This window comes from Streptomyces sp. STR69 (assembly GCF_024519455.1).
Lineage (GTDB): Bacteria > Actinomycetota > Actinomycetes > Streptomycetales > Streptomycetaceae > Streptomyces.
This window is the reverse complement of sequence record NZ_JALJRY010000033.1, coordinates 1-19537: the sequence shown is the minus strand read 5'-3', so window position 1 is coordinate 19537 and position 19537 is coordinate 1. Positions and strand designations below refer to the sequence as shown.

Genomic DNA, 19537 nt, shown 5'->3' with positions numbered 1-19537 from the left:
GTTTCACCCGTACGGATTAAAAGAGCTCAAGGGGGCGGAAGGGGGCATCGCCCGCCGCCTACGGTCGCACGGGTGATGAGCAGCAGCCCGGAGACCTCGACCCGCACCACCGGCGCGCACCGGGCGCACCGGGAGGCGCGCGACCGCGCTGCGGCGCGCACGCTGGCGCAACGCCCGCCCGCGCGCTACGAGCCTTATCTGGACGGCCTGTTCACGTACTGCCTGTCCGTGCTGTGCGACCACGGCTCGGCGACGGCGGCCCTGGGGGACGTGCTCGCGCTCGCCGAGCGCCGGGGTGCGCGCGTGCCGGAGGCGGCCGGGGACCGCAGGGCCTGGCTGTACGCGCTGGCCCGCTGGGCGTGCCTGCGCAAGCTGGCCGAGGCCAAGCAGAAACGTCAGGGCACCCACGCTGTGGGCCGGGTCGAGGCCGAGGAACCTGCCGTATCCGAGGAACTGCGTGAGTCGCGGCGGCGTGAACTCGGGCTGCTGGCCTGGCCGGAGGCCGCCGGGACCACCCCGGAGCAGCGCGAGGCGCTCGAACTCGCCGTGCGCCACCGGCTCGCCGCCCACGAGGTCGCCGCCGTCCTCGGGATGGATCTCGCCACCGCGCGGGAGCTGTTGGCCTCCGCCGCCTGTGAGGTGGAACGCACGCGTGCCGCCCTTGCCGTCGTGGAGACCGGGATCTGCCCGAGCGTCGCCCGGCTCACCGGCGACCATCAGCTCGTGCTCAGCAGCGCGCTGCGCCGCGAACTGGTCCGGCACGTCGACGACTGCCCGCGCTGCCGCCGTACGGCCGAGTGTGCGGTGCCCGGCACCTGGCCCGGCGCCGGTGTCACGCCCGCCGAACTGCCCGTCCTGGAGGCGCCCCGCGCGGCCCTGCATGTCGCCATGGCGCACCTCCCGCGCGCGCGTGGAGCCGCGGCGCCGCGCTTCGACCGGCGCGGTTTCCCACTGGACCCCAAGGACCGCGCGGCCCGCAGGGACCGGCTACGCGCGCGTGCCGTCACGACGACCGTCGTCGCCACCGTCATCGCGGCCCCCGTCCTCGCCCTGTGGGCCGCCTACCGGTCCACGCCGACCGGCGAGGGCGTCGACGGAAGGGCCGCCTCCGCGAGCGAGCAGCACGGTTCCGGCAGCCTGGAGGGCGAGGTCGCGAGCGGCGGCTACGAGAACACCGGCGATGCCAGTGCCGGGCCCCGCGCGCGGGTCGGCAAGGGCGGCAAGAACGACGTCTCCGTGGAGGTCATCAGCGTCGTCGGCACCGGCGGCAACGGGGCCGGGCACCTCGCCGTCTCGGCCGCCAACAGCGCCGACACCACGCTCGTCACCCTCACCGCGTCCGGCGCGGCCCCGGTCCGCTGGTCCGCGACCACCACGGCACCCTGGCTCTACTTCAGCCAGTCCTCGGGAACCCTCGCCCCGGGCGAATCGCTGACGATCAAGGTGTACGTCGACCATCTGCGCGAGCCCTCCGGCCACTGGACCGCGCGCGTGGCCGTCTCGCCGGCCGGTGCCGTCGTCTCGATCGAGGGCTACGGCACCGCGCCCGTCCCGACCGAGCCGACCGCGCCGAGTGATCCGTCGCATCCCGGCGGGACGCCCTCGTCCGGTCCGGACCCGACACCCACGGAGACGGCTCCCACCGGCCCGACGCCGAGCGACCCGCCGCCCTCGTCCGCCGATCCGGATCCCACTCCGACGGACTCGTCCTCCGCCGACCCGGGGGGCTCGGCGCCGCCGTCCGACGGCGGCGGCGGCCCGGGCCCGTCCTGACCGGTCAGCCGACCGGGTCCGCCGGATGCGGTGCCAGCAGCGGGAGTTGCGAGGCCAGACGCTCCTCGCACAGCTCGGCCAGCCGGTCGTAGCCGGCCTTGCCCATCAGCTCGGTCAGCTCCGGGCGGTAGGACACGTAGACCGGGTCGCCCGCGCCGTGCGCCGAGGTCGCCGACGTGCACCACCAGTGCAGGTCGTGACCGCCGGAACCCCAGCCCCTGCGGTCGTACTCGCCGATCGACACCTGGAGCACCCGCGTGTCGTCCGGCCGGTCGATCCACTCGTACGTCCGCCGCACCGGCAGCTGCCAGCAGACGTCCGGCTTGGTCTCCAGGGGCTCGCGACCCTCCTTCACGGCGAGGATGTGCAGCGAGCAGCCCGCGCCGCCCGCGAAACCGGGGCGGTTCTGGAAGATGCACGAGCCCTTGTAGGGGCGGGTCTGGCGGTCGCCGTCCTCGTCCTCCGAGGTCCAGCCGTTCGCCACGCCCTCGTCGTGGTGCTGCCAGATGTCCGGCGTGAGCCTCGCCACATGCCCGGCGACCCGTTTCTCGTCGTCCTCGTCGGAGAAGTGCGCGCCCAGGGTGCAGCATCCGTCGTCCGCGCGGCCCGCCTGGATGCCCTGGCAGCCGCTTCCGAAGACGCAGTTCCAGCGAGAGGTCAGCCATGTCAGATCGCAGCGGAAGAGCTGTTCCTCGTCCGCCGGATCCGGGAACTCCACCCACGCGCGCGCGAAGTCGAGCCCCTTCTCGTCGGCCTTCAGGGCTTTCTTCGACATCAGAGACGTCTTCGGGGAGCTGGCCGACTTCACCGGCGAAGAATCGCCGGGTGATTTGGCCGCCTTGTCGTTCTTCGCCTTTTTCGTCTTTGGCACGCGTCCAGGGTAAGTCGCCCGAGGCGGCCCCAGGAACCGCACCGAAGACGGAGATCGGCGCAGGTGGCAGTAGCGTTCCGTATATGAGACTCGGTGTCCTCGACGTGGGATCGAACACGGTGCATCTGCTGGTGGTGGACGCACACCCGGGCGCACGCCCCCTGCCCGCGCACTCGCACAAGGTGGAACTCCGCCTTGCCCAACTCCTCGACGACGATGGCGCGATCGGACCCGAAGGGGTCGACAAACTCATCGGCGTCGTCCACGAGGCGCTGCAGGCCGCCGAGGACAAGGGCGTCGAGGAGCTCCTCCCGTTCGCCACCTCCGCCGTCCGCGAGGCCAGCAACGCGGACGAGGTCCTCGCGCGCGTGCAGACCGAGACCGGCGTCGAACTCCAGGTCCTCACCGGCGCCGAGGAGGCCCGGTTGACCTTCCTCGCCGTCCGCCGCTGGTTCGGCTGGTCGGCGGGCAAGCTTCTCGTCCTCGACATCGGCGGCGGCTCCCTGGAGATCGCGTACGGCATCGACGAGGAGCCCGACGCGGTCGTGTCACTGCCGCTCGGCGCGGGCCGCCTCACCGCCGGCTGGCTGCCCGGGGACCCGCCGGAACCGGCCGCGATAAGGGCCCTGCGCCGCCATGTGCGCGCCCAGATCGCCCGTACGGTGGGGGAGTTCAGCCGTTTCGGCGCCCCCGACCACGTCGTCGCCACGTCGAAGACCTTCAAGCAGCTGGCCCGCCTCGCCGGTGCCGCCCGCTCCGCCGACGGCCTCTACGTCCAGCGCGAACTGAAGCGCGAGTCCTTGGAGGCCTGGGTCCCCCGCCTCGGCGGCATGACCACCGCCCAGCGCGCCGTCCTCCCCGGCGTCTCCGAGGGCCGCGCCGAGCAACTCCTGGCCGGCGCGATGGTGGCCGAGGGCGCGATGGATCTGTTCGGGGTGGAGACGCTGGAGGTCTGCCCGTGGGCGCTGCGGGAGGGCGTGATTTTGCGGCGGCTGGATCAGATGCCTTCGGCGTAGACGGCCGCACCGGCTGTCGTGGGCGTGGGCGTGGGCGTGGGCGTGGGCGTAGGCGGGGCAGCGGGCGGGGGGAGGGCGTGTGGCCGTCACGTGCCCGCGCGGCTGCCGGTCGGCGAGGTGTCGGGCGCCGGCCGTAGACCCGCCGGCTCGGCCGTGCCGTACGCGGGTGGGGCTGCGGGTCCGCACAGCGTCGGGGCCGGCCGTACCCCCGCAGGTCCCGGCCGCGACGCACGCGCGCGTGGCCGTAGCGGCGGGGCGAGCGCGTAGCCGTGGTGCACGCGCGCGTGGCTGTCCGTGGTGCACGCGCGCGTGGTGGTCGTGACGTACCCGCGTGGCTGTCCGACAGCGCTGGTCGAACCTCCGCCCGCTCTGTCGTGGTGCCTGCGCGCAGGGCCATCCGCGGTGCCATCCGCGGCGCCGCCTGGCCGTGGCGCCCGTGCCCTTCCGCGTGCACGGTGCCCGCGCGTGGTGCCATCCGCGGCGCCCGCTTGGCCGTGGCGCCCGGCCCTTCCGCTTCCCCTTCCGCGTCCACAGTGCACGCGCGCGTACCCGCTGCTGGACCACACGTCCGGCGCTGCCGAACGCCCGCGCACGCGCCACCCATGGCCCGCGCCCCCGCCCGCGCCAACTCCCCCCACGCCCGCCCCGACTGAACACCCACCCGGCACCCGACGTATCAGACCCGCATGAAGTATCGCCACAACGCGGCCCCGCGCCGGAGATGGCCGGTTGCAGTACCCCGCACAGGGCGGGCACAGCAACCGGCTCCCCCGCGCAAAGCGCCGCCCCGTAGTCTGTCCTCCGTGGCAGAACCAGTCGTGCGCATCCCGGATGCGAAGGTCGCGCTGTCCACGGCGTCCGTGTATCCGGAGTCGACGGCGACGGCCTTCGAGATCGCCGCGCGCCTCGGTTACGACGGCGTCGAGGTCATGGTGTGGACCGACCCGGTCAGCCAGGACATCGAGGCGCTGCGCAGACTCAGCGACTACCACCAGGTCCCGATCCTCGCCGTGCACGCGCCGTGCCTGCTCATCACGCAGCGGGTGTGGTCCACCGACCCGTGGATCAAGCTCCAGCGCGCCCAGGCCGCCGCCGAGAAGCTCGGCGCGAGCACGGTCGTCGTGCATCCGCCTTTCCGCTGGCAGCGCCAGTACGCGCGGGACTTCGTCAGCGGGATCTGGCGGATGGCGAACGAGACGGATGTGCGGTTCGCCGTAGAGAACATGTACCCGTGGCGCTACCGCGACCGCGAGATGCTCGCCTACGCCCCCGAATGGGACGTCACGCAGGACGACTACCGGCACTTCACGATCGACCTCAGCCACACCGCGACCGCCCGCACCGACGCGACCGAGATGATCGAGCGGATGGGTGATCGTCTCGGTCATGTCCATCTCGCGGACGGCAACGGCTCGAACAAGGACGAGCACCTCGTCCCCGGGCGCGGCACCCAGCCCTGCGCCGAGCTGCTGGAACGGCTCGCGACGACCGGCTTCGACGGCCATGTCGTCATCGAGGTCAACACCCGGCGCGCGATGTCCGGCGCCGAACGAGAGGCCGATCTCGCGGAGGCGCTCGCCTTCACGCGGCTGCATCTGGCCTCGGCCGTGAAGGTGCCCCGGCTGTGACCGACGCCACCGCCAAGCGCCGGGGCCGACCCCCTCGTACGGAGTCCGCCGACACCCGCGACCGCATCCTGGCCGCGGCCCGGGAGGAGTTCTCCGAGCGGGGGTACGAGAAGACGTCCGTGCGTGGCATCGCGAAGGCGGCAGGGGTCGACTCGGCGCTCGTTCATCACTACTTCGGTACCAAGGAGCAGGTCTTCGAGGCGTCCATCGAGGTCGCCTTCGCCCCGGCGGCGAACGCGCCGGACGCGGTCGCCGAGGGGCCGCTGGACGGGGTCGGCGAGCGGCTGACCCGCTTCATCTTCGGTGTCTGGGAGAACCCGGCCACCCGCACGCCGCTGCTGGCGATCGTCCGGTCCGCCGTCAACAACGAGGCCGCCGCGGCCGTCTTCCGCCGGCTCGTGGTCTCCCAGGTGCTGAGCCGGGTCGCCGCCCGGCTGGACCTCCCGGACGCGGAACTGCGCGCCGAGCTCGCGGCGGCGCAGCTGGTGGGTACGGCGATGCTGCGCTACGTGATCAAGGTGGAGCCGCTGGCCTCGGCCGACCCGGAGCAGATCATCGCGCGGGTGGCCCCCGTGGTGCAGGGGCACTTGACGGGGCCCTGAGCCGCCGTACCCCGAGACGGGCATCCCGCGATGCGGACACCGTGTCCGCCCCCTGGATGACCGGCGTACGCTCAATAGCAGCCCTATCTGTCTGAAGGAGCGAGCGACGATGCCCGAGCTGAGGTCCCGCACAGTCACCCACGGCCGCAACATGGCGGGCGCACGCGCCCTTATGCGCGCCTCCGGTGTACCCGGTGCGGACATTGGCCGGAAGCCGATCATCGCGGTGGCGAACAGCTTCACCGAGTTCGTGCCCGGCCACACCCACCTGCAGCCCGTCGGCCGGATCGTCAGCGAGGCGATCACCGCGGCCGGGGGCATCCCGCGCGAGTTCAACACGATCGCGGTCGACGACGGCATCGCGATGGGCCACGGCGGCATGCTCTACAGCCTGCCGTCGCGCGACCTGATCGCGGACAGCGTGGAGTACATGGTCGAGGCGCACTGCGCCGACGCCCTGATCTGCATCTCCAACTGCGACAAGATCACGCCCGGCATGCTCATGGCGGCGCTCCGCCTGAACATCCCGACGGTCTTCGTCTCCGGCGGTCCCATGGAGGCCGGGCGCGCCACGCTGCAGGACGGCACCGTCCGCACGCTGGACCTGATCGACGCGATGGTCGAGGCCGCCAACGACAGCGTCTCGGACGCGGATGTCCTCAACATCGAGGAGAACGCCTGTCCGACCTGCGGCTCCTGTTCCGGCATGTTCACCGCCAACTCGATGAACTGCCTGACCGAGGCCATCGGCCTCTCGCTGCCGGGCAACGGTTCGGTCCTCGCCACGCACACCGCTCGCAAGGGCCTGTACCAGGACGCGGCCCGCACGGTGATGGACATCACCCGCCGCTACTACGAGCAGGACGACGAGACGGTCCTGCCCCGCAACGTCGCCACCTTCGCGGCCTTCGAGAACGCCATGGCCCTCGACATCGCGATGGGCGGCTCGACCAACACGATCCTGCACCTGCTGGCCGCGGCCCAGGAGGCGGGCGTCTCCTTCGGCCTGGACGAGATCAACGCGGTCTCGCGCCGCGTGCCGTGCCTCGCGAAGGTCGCCCCGAACGTCGCGAAGAACCGCACGTACTACATGGAGGACGTGCACCGCGCCGGCGGAATCCCGGCTCTGCTGGGCGAGTTGCACCGCGCGGGCCTGCTCAACGAGGACGTCCACTCCGTCCACAGCCCGTCCCTCGCGGACTGGCTGAAGACGTGGGACGTGCGCGGCGGCTCCCCGTCCCCGGAGGCCGTGGAGCTGTGGCACGCGGCGCCCGGCTGCGTCCGTTCCTCCGAGGCCTTCTCCCAGTCCGAGCGCTGGGCCGCGCTGGACGAGGACGCCGCCGAGGGCTGCATCCGCTCCGCCGAGCACGCCTACTCCAAGGACGGCGGCCTCGCCGTCCTCAAGGGCAACCTCGCCGTCGACGGCTGCGTCGTGAAGACGGCCGGTGTCGACGAGTCCATCTGGACCTTCGAGGGACCGGCGGTCGTCTGCGAGTCGCAGGAAGAGGCCGTCGAGAAGATCCTCAACAAGCAGGTGACGCACGGCGATGTCGTCGTCATCCGCTACGAGGGCCCCAAGGGCGGCCCCGGCATGCAGGAGATGCTCTACCCGACGTCCTTCCTCAAGGGCCGCGGCCTCGGCAAGACCTGCGCCCTGATCACCGACGGCCGCTTCTCCGGCGGCACTTCGGGCCTGTCCATCGGCCACGCGTCCCCCGAGGCGGCGTCCGGCGGCACCATCGCCCTCGTCGAGGACGGCGACCGCATCCGCATCGACATCCCGAACCGCACCATCGAACTCCTCGTCGACGAAGCCGAGTTGGCCCGCCGCGAGGCCGCGCTCGACGGCCGCTACGCCCCGAAGAACCGCGAGCGCAAGGTCTCGGCCGCCCTGCGCGCCTACGCCGCGATGGCCACCAGCGCGGACCGCGGCGCCGTGCGGGACGTCAGCAAGCTCGGCTGAGGTAGCGCCCGTCGCCCGACGTGGGGCCGTCTCCGTTCCGACGGGGGCGGCCCTTCCGCGTGCCACCACCAGGCAGCGGGCGCACGGGAGTTCACCTCGCTGCGGCCACCGGGCGCCGGGCGCAAGGGGGTTCGCTTTGCTACGGCCACCGGGCGCCGGGCCTACGGCAGTTCGCCTCGCTACGGCCACTGGGACTCGGGCGTAGGGGAGTTCGCTTTGCTACGGCCACCGGGCCCCGGGTCTAAGGCAGTTCGCCTTGTTACGGCTACCAGGCCCCGGGCGTAAGGGAGTTGACGGCGAAGACCGTGCCGTCGGGGGCGGCGGCGTAGACGCGGTTGTCCGCTATGACGGGTTCGGGGAGCGTGGCGACAACCTGGCCGGAGTCCGTGCCGAGCCGAGCGGCCGTCTGCCCGACGAGTCGCCCGTTGTCGGCGTCGACCGCCAAGAGGCGCCCGTCAGGGGCGGTCACGTACACGTGCTTGTCGTCGGCGACCGGCACCGAACCGCGGCTCACGGACGTCTCCAGATGCCACAACCGCTTCTGGGTGTCCGTGTCGATCGCCTCCAGTGAACCGCCGGTTGCCAGTACGTACATGACGTTTCCGCGCATGGTGGCCACGGGGTCCTGACGCGGTACGGGCAGCTCCACCCGGCTCGTCGCCCTTGTCCCGGGGACGTAGCGGACGACGGCCTTGGTGTCGCCGGAACTCCAGTCGGTGGAGAGGAAGAACACGGATCCGCGTTGGACGCCGACGGGCCTCAGCATCCCCTGCAACCGCGCTTCCCACCGAATGTCGCCGGTATCCGGATCGACCGCGGTGACCTTGGTGCTCGACCCGTCGTCGGACGATCTCGTCGCGTACGCCAGTGGGTTCCCGGCGAACGAGACGAAGGACGTGACACCAGGAATCCGGCGGCTCCACTTCGTCTCGCCCGACGCGCCGTCGACGCCCGTGACCGTGCCGTCCGCACGGCTGAGCAGGGCCATACCGCCGACATAGCGCACGGAGTCGTACCCCGGCGTGTTCCGCTGCCAGATCCGCGTGCCCGAGGACGGATCGAGCGCCTCCAGGCGCCGGCTCCCACCGCCGTACGGGTGCACCAGCCCACCGGCGATGACGGGTGCGCCATCGGGTCTCTCCTCGGTCACCGAATGCCGCCACAGCAGGGTGCCGTCGGCCGGTGCGAGGGCGTAGACGACTCCGGGCTGCGCGCACAGCAACTCACCTGCGCCGTAGGCGCATTGGGGCACGCCCCCGGCCTTGGCCGCGGGTTTCGTCGCCCAGGCCTTGAACGCGGCCGGTGAGGTCCTCGTGCCGGTGCTCCTCGGCGGGGCGTCGGCCCCTCCGGTCGGCGAGGTGTCAGCGCCTCCGGCCAGCTGAACCGAGGTGAGGACGCCACAGACGACCAGCCCGGCGGCCGCGGCCGCCAGCAACACCGTCCGACGTCGCCGGGGTGTGCGCGCGGGCTTTTCCACCGGGTTCGGCTCGGGAGCCGGTGCACCACTTGTCCGCTGCTCCGGTATGAACGCCTGAGTGTCGTACGAGGCCGCCACGGATCGCAGCTCCCGCATCAACTCGTCCGGCGTGGGCCGGTCTTCGGGTTCCTTGGCGAGACAACGCATGACGAGCGGTGCCAGATTGTCCGGCACCCCGGCCAAGTCGGGTTCGTCGTGCACGACTTGGTAGGCCACGACGTACGGGCTGTCCGAGTCGAACGGCCCTCGCCCGGTCGCCGCATGCACCATCACGGACCCGAGCGCGAAGATGTCCGCGGCGGGCCCGACCTCCCTGGGCCGCCGGAACTGCTCCGGTGCCATGAAGGGCGGCGTCCCGATCAACTTCCCGGTCTCGGTGCGCAGTTCGCTGTCCTTTGGCCGAGAAATACCGAAGTCGATGACCTTCGGACCGTCCTCGGCGAGCAGCACGTTGCTTGGCTTCAGATCCCGGTGTACGACGCCCACCCGATGGATGTCGCGCAGCGCCTCGGCCAGTCCCGCCATCAGCCGGCGCAACTCGCCGGGCGCCATGGGCCCGTTCCGCTTCACGTGCTCGGACAGGGTCGATCCGGGAATGAACAGCGTCGCCATCCAAGGCCGTCGGGCCTCGGGATCGGCATCGACCACCGGCGCGGTGAAGGCCCCGCTCACCCGCCGCGCGGCAGCCACCTCCTGCCGGAACCGCCCTCTGAACTCGGGATCCTGGGCGAACTCCGCGTGAACCACCTTCACGGCGACCTTCATCCCGGAGGTACTCTGCGCCAGATGCACCACCCCCATGCCGCCTGAGCCCAGACATGACTCCAGGCGGTAGTGACCGGCGTACTCGGGAAGTTCCGCTTCCGCGCCCGCTCCGGTGTCGTGCTGTGGCGCCATGGAACCACCCCCGTGCTGATCGTTCGCGCGCGCGACGCACGGAGCCTAGTCGATGACCCGTACGGGACAGAGACGGCTTGCTGGCTTCCGAGTGCGAGTTGCGTACATGTGTTTCATGGCGTGTTTTAGGGGAATCATCGTTGCCCCATGGCAGTCATGGGGTCCAACGGGGGAGGTTTTTCATGTCTGTTGACCGCGCGCAAGAGGCTGAGGGCAGCGAGTCCGAGGCCGTGGCCACGGCAGCGGCCGTGCACTACTACACAACCGCCGACGTCCGTCTCAACATCCGCAGCGGCCCCGGCACGAGCTACAGCATCGTCGGCACCCTGCCGGGGGGCTCGCAGGTCCCGATCTACTGCCAGTCACCGGGCACCACGGTCACCGGCACCTACGGCACGTCGAACATCTGGGACAACATCAGCAACGGCGAGTTCGTGTCCGACGCGTACGTGAACACCGGCAGCGACGGCTACGTGGCCTCCCGCTGCTCCTGATCCCACGACCCCGACTCAAAGGACACGCATGTCATCGCGAAGGCGCAGATCCGTCCTGCTTGCGGGTGCTGCCGGCGCTTTTCTCATGGTGATGGGTGCACCGGCTCCGGCCAGCGCCGCCCCAACGCTGCACTACTACGCGATCGCGCCCGGTACCAGCGTCAACGTCCGCAGCGGTCCCGGCACCAACTACACCATCGTCCGCGTTCTGGCCGCCGGCTCGCAGGTCCTGATCTACTGCCAGTCACCGGGCACCACGGTCTCGGGCTACTACGGCACGTCGAACATCTGGGACAACATCGACGACGGCGAGTACATCTCGGACACCTACGTGAACACCGGCAGCGACGGCTACATAGCCGCCCGCTGCTCCTGAGCCCCCAACGGGAGCCCGCGCCCGCCCTCAGAGCCATAATCGTCCCGTGAACGACGAGACCGGCACCCAGGACGCCCCCGCGGGCTCCCCAGGCACAGACGCAGGCGCAGGCACAGGCCCCCGCCCCGAGCCCCTCCGCTTCTTCGGCACCACCTGGGTGAACCACGACAACGGCTACGCCCCGCGCCGCATCGCCGCGGCAGCCGGCTCCCTCGCCGCCGCCGTCGCCTCCTGCCTGATCCTCCGCTTCGCCTACCAGGGCCTCCAGATCGCGGACGTCGGCAGCTTCGTCACCCTCCTCGTCATCGTGATGTTCGCGGTCTGCAGCGCCCTAGCCTTCGGCCACACCTGGGAAGCGTTCAGGAAACGCCCCGACCCCGACCGGCAGGCCTCCCTCCGCGGCCTCCTGGGCATCGGCTTCGTCGGCTCCCTCGTCGCCTACTTCTTCCGCTCCCTCACCGAGGCGCCCGGCGAGAAACTCCACCGCGAGGAGTACGAGACGGCCGTGGCCCAGCACGAGAAGCGCACAACTCGCCGCACCCGCAACCCGTCGAAGAAGCGCCGCCGGTCCTGACCAGGGCGGGGGCAGGCACGCGTTCCGGTGCCTCGTTGCTTCCAGAAGGTTCACGCCGGCCCCACCACCCAGGCCCCGCACCCCAACCGACCGAGCCGAGCTCCCGTCCCGGTCCCTGTCCCCGTCCCCATCCCTACCTCCGCCCCTCTCCCCTCCCCACCCCCATTTCTCACCAAAATCCACCTGCATCCTGCACTCACCCGGGCAACGATGGCCGTATGACCACTTCGTCGAAGCCGCCCTCGCACACCGCCCGAGCCCACTCCTTCAACGCCGCCGCGGCCCAGTACGCCGAGAACCGCCCCTCCTACCCACCTGCACTCTTCGACGCCATCGAGGAACTGGCCGCCCACCCCCTCGCGGGCGCCCGTGTCGCGGACGTCGGGGCCGGCACCGGCATCGCAACCACCCTCCTGCACGCCCGCGGCGCCGAAGTCATCGCGATCGAACCCGGCGACGGCATGGCGGCCCAGTTCCGCCGCACCCTCCCCGACGTCCCGATCGTCCGGGGCAGCGGCGACGCGCTCCCCCTCGCCGACGACTGTGCCGACTTCCTCACCTACGCCCAGGCCTGGCACTGGACCGACACCACCAAGTCGGTCCCGGAGGCCCTGCGCGTACTGCGCCCGGGCGGCGCGCTCGCACTGTGGTGGAACACCAGCGCTGTCGACGTCCCGTGGATCGCCGAGCAGTCGGAACGCATCAGGATCCACTTCGGCATCGACCCCGTCGTGGAGCAGAACGGCAGCGGCCTGCGCACCGCACTCGCCGACCCCACCGGCCGACTCGACTTCGCCCACCGCAGGGTCCGCTGGAGCCGCCGCGTCCCGGTCGACACCCACCTGGCCAACATCAGCAGCCACTCGGTCTTCCTGGTCCAGGACGAACAGGCCACCAACACCTTCCTCACCGAGGAGCGAACCCACCTGCTCACCGCGTTCCCCGACGGCACGGTGGAGGAGACCTACGTCGTGGAACTCGTCGTAGCCCTCGCACCATGACCTCCTGACGACCCCAGCGACACGCCCTCCGACTGCCGGAGCAGCCAACCGCTGGTTGCGTCACCGACACGACCGCTGACGACCTCGCCGGCACGACTGCTGATCGCCTCGGCGGTACGACCTCCGACAGCCCCAACGCCCCGACCTCCGCCTGCCTCAGCCCACACAGCCTCCGCCTGCCGAGCGGTCGACCGCTGATTGCGTCAGCGGCGCGACCTCTGGCGACCCCGGCGGTCAACCCCCGGCGCGACCTCTGACGGCTCTGGCGTCAACCCCTGGTGCCCCGGCGGCCTGGCTGCCGGCCGCCCGGCCGGTCAACGTCTGGCGGCCCTGACGGCGCGACCTCCGGTCGCCTCAGCGACACGACTTTCCTGACAACCTCGGCGGGACGGCCGCCGGTTGCCTCAGTGGAGCGACCTCTGACGGCCCAGCGGTCAACCCCCGGCGTCCCAACGAAACGATCTTCGACGGCTCCGGCGGTCAACCGTTGGCTGCCTCGGCGGCGCGACTGTCGGCTGCCCGGGCGGCCAACCTCCGACAGCCTGGGCGCTGGGGCAACCCCCGGCTGCTCCGGCGGTACAACCGCCAGCTGCCCAGGCGGCCAACCTCCGACAACCCCAGCCCCCACCCCCTAACCCCCCGTCACACCCCCTTGACCGCGATCACCCCCGCGCCACCCTCGCTGCTCCCGCCACCTCCGTCGTTTCCACCGCTCCCGTCACTCCCGCCGCCCCCGCCATCCCCTCCCCGCGCGATGACCCACCCCTCCAACGCCGCCGCACACGCATGATCCACATGCCGCAACCCGCCCAACTCCAGCCGCACTTCCCGGTCGTACGGCAGAGCCTCCAACGCGTCCAGCAGCTTCGGCAGCCGTAGAAACGTCGCATGTCCCAGGACCCGTACGACGATCCCCGCGTCGCCGAGGTCCTCCGTCTCCACGTGGACATGGCTGATGTCCCACGCGGTCTTCGCCACGGCCAGCGCCAGCCCGACCAGCACCCCCTCGAACAGATTCCCCACCACGATCGCCACCGCGGTCACCCCGAGCACGACCACCTCACCTCGATGCCCGGCCCACAGTCCCCGCACCTGCCGTACAGGCACGAGCTTGCACCCGGCGTGAACGAGCAGCCCGGCCAGCGCCGCGACCGGCACCAGCCCCAGCACCCCGGGCAGCAGCGCGGTGAACAGCAACAGCCACCCACCGTGCAGCACCCGCGAGGCCTTGGTCCTGGCCCCCGCCTGCACGTTCACCGCGCTCCGCACGATCACCGCGGTCATCGGCAGCGCCCCGAGCGCCCCGCACAACGCGTTCCCCGCGCCCTGTGCGATCAACTCCCGGTCGTAGTCCGTCCGCGGACTCCGGTGCAGCCGGTCCACCGCCGCCGCGCTGAACAACGACTCCGCCGACGCGATGAACGCGAACGCGACGACCGTCCCGATCACCCCCACTTCCGTGAGCCGCCCGAAATCCCCCCACTCCGGCACCCGCACGGCACCGACCAGCCCCCGCACCTCCACCCGCCGCACCGACAGGTCGCACACCCCGGTCACCGCCGCCGCCAGCCCCACCGCCACCAACGGCCCCGGCACCAGCCGAGCCCCTCGCCGCCACCGAGGCCAGAGCACCAGTACGGCAATGGTGGCACCGCCCACTGACAACGCCACCGGATCCACCAGCCCCGGCAGCGACAGCAACCCCGCGAGCTTCCCGAGCCCGTCCGCCGGCGCGGCCACATCGCCGAGTGCGTACACCTGCCCTGCGACCAGCACGAGCCCGATCCCGGCGAGCATCCCCTGCACCACCGCCGCGGACACGGCCCGGAACCACCGCCCGAGCCGCAGCACCCCGAGCCCCAACTGCACCACCCCGGCCCCGAACACCAGCACCCCGAGCGCCTCGACGCCGTACGCTCGCACGGCCTCGTACACGAGCACCGTCAGTCCGGCGGCCGGACCGCTCACCTGGAGGCTGCTGCCGGGCAGCGCCCCGACCACCAGCCCGCCGACGATCCCGGTGACCAGCCCCAGTTCGGCCGGCACCCCGGAGGCGATCGCCACGCCCACGCACAGCGGGAGCGCGACGAGAAAGACGACTAGAGAAGCAAACAGATCGGCCCTGCTCACACCACAGCGCATGACACCCATGACACGCATGACAACGGCACCTCCGTAGACAGGACAAAGCCGGACGGGAGATGCGTGGGCGCCGCACCGGGGGAGGGCATGGCGAACTGAAATCCATTGTCGGGAAAGGGAGTTGATTGCGCACGCGATTCGTGTGACCACCCCGTGAACGCGGAGGCGTCCATACCGGAGCCCCCCACTCCGATCACGCCGACACGCGCCTGCGCCGTCCCGCGCACCGATGCGACCGGGCCGCCGAACCCGCTTGACGGCTCCGCCCAGCGAGAGCATTATTCATCACATGATGAATTATGTCGCCGAGCCACCCGGCACGACCCCCGCCCCCGAGCCCGCCGTCCAGGCCGAAGCCCTCACCGTCGTCCGAGGCCCCCGCACCGTCCTGCGCGGCATCGACTTCACCGTCCCGCGCGGCCAGATCACCGGCCTGCTCGGCCCCTCCGGCTGCGGGAAGTCGACCCTCATGCGCTCGATCGTCGGCACCCAGGCCAAGGTCACCGGCACCCTGAACGTCCTCGGCCGCCCCGCCGGCCACCCCACCCTCCGCACCCGCATCGGCTACGTCACCCAAGCCCCCTCCATCTACAACGACTTGACGGTCCGTCAGAACATCGACTACTTCGCCGCGATCCTCGACCCCGGCCGCACCGCCGCCACCCGCCGCCACGAAGTCGACCGCGTCCTCACCGACGTCGACCTCGCCACCCACGCCGACGCCCTCGCCGGCAACCTCTCCGGCGGCCAGCGCAGCCGCGTCTCCCTCGCGGTCGCGCTCCTCGGCACCCCCGAACTCCTCGTCCTCGACGAACCCACCGTCGGCCTGGACCCCGTCCTCCGCCGCGACCTGTGGACCCTCTTCCACGACATCGCCGCCTCCCGCGGCGCCACCCTCCTCATCTCCTCCCACGTCATGGACGAGGCCGAGCGCTGTCACCGCCTCCTCCTGATGCGCGAGGGCGAGGTCCTCGCCGACGACACCCCCGACGCCCTCCGTACCCGTACCGGCTCCGACACGGTCGAAGCCGCCTTCCTGCACCTGGTCGACGAGGCCGTGGCCACCGCCCACCAGAAGGAGACGACCCGATGAGCACGACCACCACCACGGTCCCTACGGCACCCAGGGCCCTCAGTGTCGCCCGCACCACCGCCACCGCGGCCCGCGTCCTGCGCCAGCTCCGCCACGACCCCCGCACGATCGCGCTGCTGATCCTCATCCCGTGCCTGATGCTCGTCCTGCTGCGCTATGTCTTCGACGGCAGCCCGCGCACCTTCGACAGCATCGGCGCCTCACTGCTCGGGATCTTCCCGCTCATCACGATGTTCCTGGTCACGTCGATCGCCACCCTGCGCGAACGCACCTCCGGCACCCTCGAACGCCTCCTATCCATGCCCCTGGGCAAGGGCGACCTGATCGCCGGCTACGCCCTCGCCTTCGGCTTCCTCGCGGTCATCCAGTCGGCCCTTGCCACCGGCCTCGCCGTCTGGTTCCTGGGCCTCGACGTCACCGGCAGCCCCTGGCTCCTGCTCCTCGTGGCCCTCCTCGACGCCCTGCTCGGCACCGCGCTCGGCCTCTTCGTCTCGGCCTTCGCCGCCTCGGAATACCAGGCCGTCCAGTTCATGCCGGCCGTGATCTTCCCCCAGCTCCTCCTCTGCGGCCTCTTCACCCCGCGCTCCGACATGCACCCCGTCCTGGAGGCCGTGTCCGACGTCCTGCCCATGTCGTACGCCGTCGACGGCATGAACGAGGTGCTCAAGCACACCGACATGACCACCACCTTCGTCCGCGACACCCTGATCGTGGCCGGCTGCGCCCTGCTGGTCCTGTGCCTGGGCGCGGCGACCCTGAGGAGGCGTACGGCATAGAGGTGTTCCGCATATCGGCGGTATATCGGCGGTGTTCGCGGTATGCCGGCGGTGTTCCGCCAGCCGGACAGCCTCCACCCCTCCCCACCGCCGGTGCGAGGATGACCCCATGACCCAGAAAGTCGCAGTCCTCGGCACCGGCAAGATCGGCGAAGCCCTGCTCAGCGGAATGATCCGAGCGGGCTGGGCCCCGGCCGACCTCCTGGTCACCGCCCGCCGCCCCGAGCGCGCCGAGGAACTCCGCGCCCGCCACGGAGTCACCCCGGTCACCAACCCCGAGGCCGCGAAGAGCGCCGACACCCTGATCCTCACGGTCAAGCCGCAGGACATGGGCACCCTCCTCGACGAACTCGCCCCGCACCTGCCCGCCGACCGCCTGGTCATCAGCGGCGCGGCGGGCATCCCCACCTCCTTCTTCGAGGAGCGGCTGGCCGCGGGCACCCCGGTGGTCCGGGTCATGACGAACACCCCCGCGCTCGTCGACGAGGCCATGTCCGTCATCTCCGCCGGCAGCCACGCCACCGAGGCCCACCTCGCGCACGCCGAGGAGATCTTCGGCGCCGTGGGCAAGACACTCCGTGTCCCCGAGTCCCAGCAGGACGCCTGCACCGCCCTCTCCGGCTCCGGCCCGGCGTACTTCTTCTACCTGGTCGAAGCCATGACGGACGCGGGCATCCTGCTCGGCCTGCCGCGCGACAAGGCCCACGACCTCATCGTCCAGTCCGCGATCGGCGCCGCCGTCATGCTCCGCGACAGCGGCGAACACCCGGTCAAACTCCGGGAGAACGTCACCTCGCCGGCCGGCACGACGATCAACGCCATCCGCGAACTGGAGAACCACGGCGTACGCGCCGCCCTCATCGCAGCCCTGGAGGCAGCCCGCGACCGCAGCCGCGAACTGGCCTCCGGCAACAGCTAGGACCTGTCCGGCGGATCCTGTCGCAGACGCGGGTCTGGCACGCCTTCCCCCACTGCCTTAAAGGCGTGGGGGACCCCAGCGGCCTTGTGGTCGGTCGTTGACATCCCCCAGCCTTCGGCCGGGAGGTGCTCTCACCGCGCCGCCTCCGTCCTCCGCCTTGCAACTGCACGCACCACACCCCGCTCACCGGCGCTGATCAGTTGCCGCTGGCTTCCTGCGCCCTGATCCGCCGGAGAGGCCCTAACCGGACAGGCGGCAAGCCGGTCGAAACGGCCGGCCGACGGCCGGGCGGCTACGCAGGCAGAAGCCCGATGGCCCGATACGCGGTATCGACCGTCGGCTTCGCCATCCCTCTCGCCTTCTCCGCCCCATCCCGCAACACCCCTTCCACATAAGCGGGATCCGCGCACAACGCCTTGTGCCGCTCCTGCATCGGCCTGAGCAGTTCCACCACTGCCTCCGCGGTGTCCTTCTTCAACGCTCCGTACGACTCATATACACCGCTCAAGTCCTCGGGGTTCCCACCTTCGCAAGCGGCCAGGATCTCCAGCAGATTGGCGACCCCCGGCCGCTCCTCCCGGTCGTAGACGACCTCCGCCGCACTGTCGGTCACGGCCCGCATGACCTTCTTCCGTACGGCGTCCGGCTCGTCCAGCAGATAGACGGTCCCCGGCCCGGAGTCGTCCGACTTCCCCATCTTCGAAGTCGGCTCCTGCAGATTCATCACCCGCGCCGCCACCCCCGGCCGGGTGGCCCGGGGCACCACGAACGTATGGCCGTACCGCTGGTTGAACCTGACCGCCAGATCCCGGGCCAGCTCCACATGCTGCGTCTGGTCGTCCCCGACCGGCACCTCGTCCGTCCCGTACGCCAGGATGTCCGCCGCCATCAGCACGGGATACGTCAGCAACGACAGCCGCACACTCCCGCCCCGCTCCCGCTCACGCGCGGCCTTCTCCTTGTACTGCACCATTCGCCGCATCTCGCCGTCGGTCGCCACACACTCCATGACGTACGACAGCCGTGTGTGCTCGTCCACATGACTCTGTACGAACACGGTGCACAACTCGGGATCCAGCCCCGCCGCCAGCAGCAGTGTCGCCGCCTGCCTGGTGAGCCTGCGCACCCGCGCCGGATCGTGGTCCACGGTCAGCGCGTGCAGATCGACCACGCAGAACAGGGCGTCGCTCTGCCGCTGATCCAGATCGACCCAGCGCCGCACGGCACCCAGGTAGTTCCCCAGCGTCAGGTGCCCGGTCGGCTTGACCCCACTGAAGACCCGTGTCATCTCTCCACCTCCTGGTCGAGACCGCCGCACCCGGCCGGCCGACCCTCTGGAGGGAGAAACGCGAACGGCCGCCGATGCGGCGGCCGTTGAGTACATACGTGTGTACGGCCGCCGTCAGGCGGCCCACCACTGTTGGGTGCACGTATGCGAAGTCACGTCACCCAGCGTACGCCTCCGCAGTGCTCTCCGGAGCGGAGTTGACACGCCCCTACCGCGTACGTAGTGTTCTCCGAGTTGTCCGACGTGAGCGCCGACCCCGGTCGGTCCCCGGACAGCCATTCCGCAGGTACCTACAAACAATCGGCGATCCGTCGTCGCGTTGTATTGGCATGCGTATTTGCGAAATGAGGAATCCGCGTTCGAAAGGACGCACCCCCGATTCGCTCGGGACTCAGGAATCCGCTAAAGTCTCACTCGTCGGAACGGCCCAAGGGCCGGGATGGCAGCCCCCTCTGACTGGGAGTCAGGCCCGAAAGGATCTGATAGAGTCGGAGTCGCCGGAAAGGGAAACGCGGAAGCGGGAACCTGGAAAGCACCGAGGAAATCGGGACCGGAAACGGTCTGATAGAGTCGGAAACGCAAGACCGAAGGGAAGCCCGGAGGAAAGCCCGAGAGGGTGAGTACAAAGGAAGCGTCCGTTCCTTGAG

At 70.9% G+C, this 19537-nt stretch carries 16 protein-coding genes; 12 read left to right on the top strand and 4 right to left on the bottom strand.

What is annotated here, in order from left to right:
- Positions 1 to 72: 72 nt before the first annotated feature.
- Positions 73 to 1773 carry a BACON domain-containing protein gene (locus OC490_RS40645; RefSeq protein ID WP_262063076.1) on the top strand — a complete coding sequence of 567 codons (1701 nt, stop codon included), beginning with the start codon at positions 73 to 75 and terminating at the stop codon, positions 1771 to 1773.
- 4 nt (positions 1774 to 1777) lie between these two features.
- Here the strand turns inward: OC490_RS40645 and OC490_RS40640 are convergent, their stop codons facing one another.
- Positions 1778 to 2644: a hypothetical protein gene (locus OC490_RS40640; RefSeq protein WP_262063075.1), complete on the bottom strand. Its 867-nt coding sequence runs from the start codon at positions 2642 to 2644 to the stop codon at positions 1778 to 1780.
- An 83-nt stretch (positions 2645 to 2727) separates the two neighbouring features.
- On the opposite strand from OC490_RS40640, the gene OC490_RS40635 reads away from it, so the two are divergent.
- The 4 genes from OC490_RS40635 to ilvD all read left to right on the top strand — a co-directional run bounded on the left by OC490_RS40635 (position 2728) and on the right by ilvD (position 7853).
- Positions 2728 to 3660 carry a Ppx/GppA phosphatase family protein gene (locus OC490_RS40635; protein ID WP_262063074.1) on the top strand — a complete coding sequence of 311 codons (933 nt, stop codon included), beginning with the start codon at positions 2728 to 2730 and terminating at the stop codon, positions 3658 to 3660.
- 803 nt (positions 3661 to 4463) lie between these two features.
- Positions 4464 to 5288: a sugar phosphate isomerase/epimerase family protein gene (locus tag OC490_RS40630; RefSeq protein WP_262063073.1), complete on the top strand. Its 825-nt coding sequence runs from the start codon at positions 4464 to 4466 to the stop codon at positions 5286 to 5288.
- On the top strand, positions 5285 to 5890 hold the full coding sequence (locus OC490_RS40625) for a TetR/AcrR family transcriptional regulator (RefSeq protein ID WP_262063072.1): 606 nt from the start codon (positions 5285 to 5287) through the stop codon (positions 5888 to 5890). The genes OC490_RS40630 and OC490_RS40625 overlap by 4 nt, the downstream gene beginning before the upstream one ends.
- 109 nt (positions 5891 to 5999) lie before the next feature.
- Positions 6000 to 7853 (top strand): dihydroxy-acid dehydratase, encoded by a 1854-nt coding sequence (ilvD, locus tag OC490_RS40620; protein ID WP_262063071.1) that lies wholly within the window; start codon positions 6000 to 6002, stop codon positions 7851 to 7853.
- A 265-nt stretch (positions 7854 to 8118) separates the two neighbouring features.
- Here ilvD and OC490_RS40615 read toward each other — a convergent pair whose 3' ends face one another.
- Positions 8119 to 10227 carry a serine/threonine-protein kinase gene (locus OC490_RS40615; protein ID WP_262063070.1) on the bottom strand — a complete coding sequence of 703 codons (2109 nt, stop codon included), beginning with the start codon at positions 10225 to 10227 and terminating at the stop codon, positions 8119 to 8121.
- 182 nt (positions 10228 to 10409) lie between these two features.
- Here OC490_RS40615 and OC490_RS40610 point away from each other — a divergent pair, with 182 nt between their 5' ends.
- The 4 genes from OC490_RS40610 (at position 10410) to OC490_RS40595 (ending at position 12672) form a co-directional block, all read left to right on the top strand.
- Entirely contained in the window at positions 10410 to 10721 is a 312-nt protein-coding gene (locus OC490_RS40610; RefSeq protein WP_262063069.1) for an SH3 domain-containing protein, read from the top strand.
- Between the two features lie 85 nt (positions 10722 to 10806).
- On the top strand, positions 10807 to 11097 hold the full coding sequence (locus OC490_RS40605) for an SH3 domain-containing protein (protein WP_262063068.1): 291 nt from the start codon (positions 10807 to 10809) through the stop codon (positions 11095 to 11097).
- A 46-nt stretch (positions 11098 to 11143) separates the two neighbouring features.
- Positions 11144 to 11671, top strand: a complete 528-nt coding sequence (locus OC490_RS40600) for an EamA/RhaT family transporter (RefSeq protein ID WP_262063067.1) — start codon at positions 11144 to 11146, stop codon at positions 11669 to 11671.
- 218 nt (positions 11672 to 11889) lie between these two features.
- On the top strand, positions 11890 to 12672 hold the full coding sequence (locus tag OC490_RS40595; RefSeq protein WP_262063066.1) for a class I SAM-dependent methyltransferase: 783 nt from the start codon (positions 11890 to 11892) through the stop codon (positions 12670 to 12672).
- A gap of 642 nt (positions 12673 to 13314) precedes the next feature.
- Here the strand turns inward: OC490_RS40595 and OC490_RS40590 are convergent.
- A complete protein-coding gene (locus OC490_RS40590; protein ID WP_262063065.1) occupies positions 13315 to 14832 on the bottom strand; it encodes a SulP family inorganic anion transporter in 1518 nt (505 codons plus the stop codon).
- A gap of 271 nt (positions 14833 to 15103) precedes the next feature.
- Here OC490_RS40590 and OC490_RS40585 point away from each other — a divergent pair, with 271 nt between their 5' ends.
- From OC490_RS40585 to proC, 3 genes are all read left to right on the top strand, one after another.
- Positions 15104 to 15907, top strand: a complete 804-nt coding sequence (locus tag OC490_RS40585) for an ABC transporter ATP-binding protein (protein ID WP_262063064.1) — start codon at positions 15104 to 15106, stop codon at positions 15905 to 15907.
- Positions 15904 to 16683 (top strand): ABC transporter permease, encoded by a 780-nt coding sequence (locus OC490_RS40580; protein WP_262063063.1) that lies wholly within the window; start codon positions 15904 to 15906, stop codon positions 16681 to 16683. The genes OC490_RS40585 and OC490_RS40580 overlap by 4 nt, the downstream gene beginning before the upstream one ends.
- A gap of 109 nt (positions 16684 to 16792) precedes the next feature.
- Positions 16793 to 17602 (top strand): pyrroline-5-carboxylate reductase, encoded by an 810-nt coding sequence (gene proC, locus OC490_RS40575; protein ID WP_262063062.1) that lies wholly within the window; start codon positions 16793 to 16795, stop codon positions 17600 to 17602.
- Positions 17603 to 17894: 292 nt separating this feature from the next.
- Here the strand turns inward: proC and trpS are convergent, their stop codons facing one another.
- On the bottom strand, positions 17895 to 18890 hold the full coding sequence (trpS, locus tag OC490_RS40570; protein WP_262063061.1) for a tryptophan--tRNA ligase: 996 nt from the start codon (positions 18888 to 18890) through the stop codon (positions 17895 to 17897).
- Positions 18891 to 19537 lie beyond the last annotated feature (647 nt).